Origin of the sequence: Trebonia sp. (genome assembly GCF_049794275.1) — a bacterium.
Lineage (GTDB): Bacteria > Actinomycetota > Actinomycetes > Streptosporangiales > Streptosporangiaceae > Trebonia.
In genome coordinates this window covers 1-2,537 of the sequence record NZ_JBARCR010001324.1, presented here as the reverse complement: position 1 = coordinate 2,537, position 2,537 = coordinate 1, and the positions used below count along the sequence as shown (strand labels likewise).

Genomic DNA, 2,537 nt, shown 5'->3' with positions numbered 1-2,537 from the left:
GTCTCCGGGTCCGGCGGCAGCTCGGGGACGAGCACCTCGCGCGGGATGCCGTTGCTGTCCGGTGAGGTTCCCTCGCCGTAGAACTGGCCGAGGAAGTGCTCGACAAGGTCGGTGGTGTTGACGTCCTCCACCTTTTCAAGAACCCAGCCGCGCTGGCCGCGGATCCGGCCGCTGCGCACGTAGAAGATCTGCACGGCGGCCTCGAGCGGGTCTTCCGCGAGGGCGATCACGTCGCAGTCGGTGCCGTCGCCGAGCACCACGGCCTGCTTCTCCAGCGCGCGCTCCAGGGCCTTGACGTCGTCCCTGAGACGGGCGGCCCGCTCGTACTCCTCCTCGTCGGCGGCTTCCCTCATGTCCGCGGTGAGCTTCTTGATGAAGCGCGCGGTCTGGCCGGACATGAAGTCGCAGAAGTCCTCGGCGAGCTGCCTGTGGTCGTCTTCCGAGATGCGCTTCACGCAGGGCGCGGAACACTTGCCGATATAACCGAGCAGGCACGGGCGGCCGATCTGGCCGGCCCGCTTGAAGACGCCCTTGGAGCAGGTGCGGACGGGGAAGACGCGCAGCAGGGTGTCCACCGTGTCGCGGATCGCCCAGGCGTGGCTGTACGGGCCGAAGTACCTGGTGCCCTTTCTTTTCGCGCCGCGCATCACCATGACCCGCGGGAACTCCTCGTCCATGGTGACCGCGAGGTAGGGGTAGCTCTTGTCGTCGCGGTACTTGACGTTGAACCGGGGGTCGAACTCCTTGATCCAGGAGTACTCCAGCTGCAGCGCCTCGACCTCGGTCTTCACGACCGTCCAGTCGACCCCCGCGGCGGTCGTGAGCATCGCCTGCGTGCGGGGATGGAGCTGGGTGAAGTCGGCGAAGTACTGGTTCAGCCGCTGCCGCAGCGACTTCGCCTTGCCCACGTAGATGATCCGGCCGCGCTCGTCCCTGAACCGGTACACGCCCGGCGCCTCCGGGATCTCCCCTGGAGCGGGTCGGTATCGGTGCGGGTCTGCCACGACTGTAAGGGTAGTCCCCGGCTGGGGTTTTCAGGGTTATCCGAACGGACGCGTGGCTCCGCCTTTAGGAGAATGCGGCCTTGAGAGGAAACGCGTCATATCTTAAGCTGGTGATCGTGACGGAACTTCCTGTCGACTACTTCCAGGACCCCCTCAAGTACTTCGCGCGGATGCGCGACAAACGGCCGGTCACCGCGGTGACGATGCCCGAGGGGAACCGGGCCTGGATGATCACCAGGTACGCCGAGGTGCGCGCCGCGCTCGCCGACCCGCGGCTGGCCAAGGACTGGGTGGGCAAGCTGAAGCCGGCGGACTTCACGCCCGATCCGGTGACGGGCTACCTCAGCAGGCACCTGCTGAGCCTGGACCCGCCGGATCACACGCGGCTGCGTCGCCTCGTGGTCAAGGCGTTCACCGCCCGGCGGATCGCCGGGCTGCGGCCGCGGATCGAGGAGATCACCGCGTCGCTGCTCGACGCGATGGACGGCCGCTTCGCGGGCGGCGAGGAGTCTCTTGACCTCATCGAGGCCTTCGCGTTCCCGCTGCCGATCACGGTGATCTGCGAGCTGCTCGGGGTGCCGGCGGCCGACCAGGGCAAGTTCCAGGCCTGGTCGCACGCCGTCGTGTCGTCCGTGGTGACTGAGGAGGAGTTCCTCGCCGCGGGCACCGAGATGTTCCACTACTTCACCGCCCTGCTCGCGGCGAAGCGGCGCTCCCCCGCGGACGACCTGACGTCCGCGCTGATCGCGGCCCGCGACTCGGGCGACTCGCTCGACGAGCGGGAGCTCATCGCGCTGCTGTTCCTGCTGCTCGTCGCCGGGCACGAGACGACGACGAACCTGATCGCGACCGGGACGCTCGCGCTGCTTCGCTATCCGGCCGAGCTGGCGCGGCTACGCGGTGACTGGTCGCTGCTGCCCGCCGCGGTGGAAGAGCTGCTGCGGTACTCCAACCCGCTGAACCACACGACCGACCGGTTCACGACGGAGCCGGTGGAGCTGGGCGGGGTCACGATCCCGGCCGGCGAGTGGGTGCTGTGCGTGACCTCATCGGCGAACCGGGACCCGTCCAGGTTCGCCGACCCCGACCGGCTCGACGTGGGGCGTGACGCCACCGGGCACCTGGCGTTCGGGCACGGGATCCACTACTGCCTCGGCGCGCCGCTGGCCCGCCTGGAGGGCGAGGTCGCGTTCCGCGCGCTGCTGACGCGGTTCCCTTCTCTGTCGCTGGCCGTCCCGTCCTCGTCGCTGCGCTGGCGTCCCAGCAGCCTCATCCACGGCCTGGAAACGTTGCCCGTGCGCCTGGGCTAATGACTTCGGCAGGCGGGCTGCCGCTGTCCGGCGAGCTGGCGCCCGCTTCTTGCTGTTATCACTGCGCGACCCGCGCCAGGGTGCCATTGGGTGTCGTTTCGGGCACATAGACCCCGAAACGACACCCAATCCCGGGACAGGCATCGCTTCTTGCTGTTATCAGGCGGAGGGGTGACGGGCATCGGTGGGGAACCTGTCGATTGCGCAATCGACACCGATAGAG

2 protein-coding genes are annotated in these 2,537 nt (G+C 68.3%); one reads left to right on the top strand and one right to left on the bottom strand.

The genetic code is table 11. The features are described 5' to 3' along the window. A partial coding sequence (gene uvrC / locus WA805_RS32065) for an excinuclease ABC subunit UvrC (RefSeq protein WP_425244215.1) occupies nt 1-1,004 on the bottom strand: 1,004 nt, incomplete at its 3' end. 116 nt (nt 1,005-1,120) lie between these two features. Here uvrC and WA805_RS32060 point away from each other — a divergent pair. Further along, entirely contained in the window at nt 1,121-2,314 is a 1,194-nt protein-coding gene (locus tag WA805_RS32060) for a cytochrome P450 family protein (protein ID WP_425240697.1), read from the top strand. The last annotated feature ends 223 nt before the right edge of the window (nt 2,315-2,537 follow it).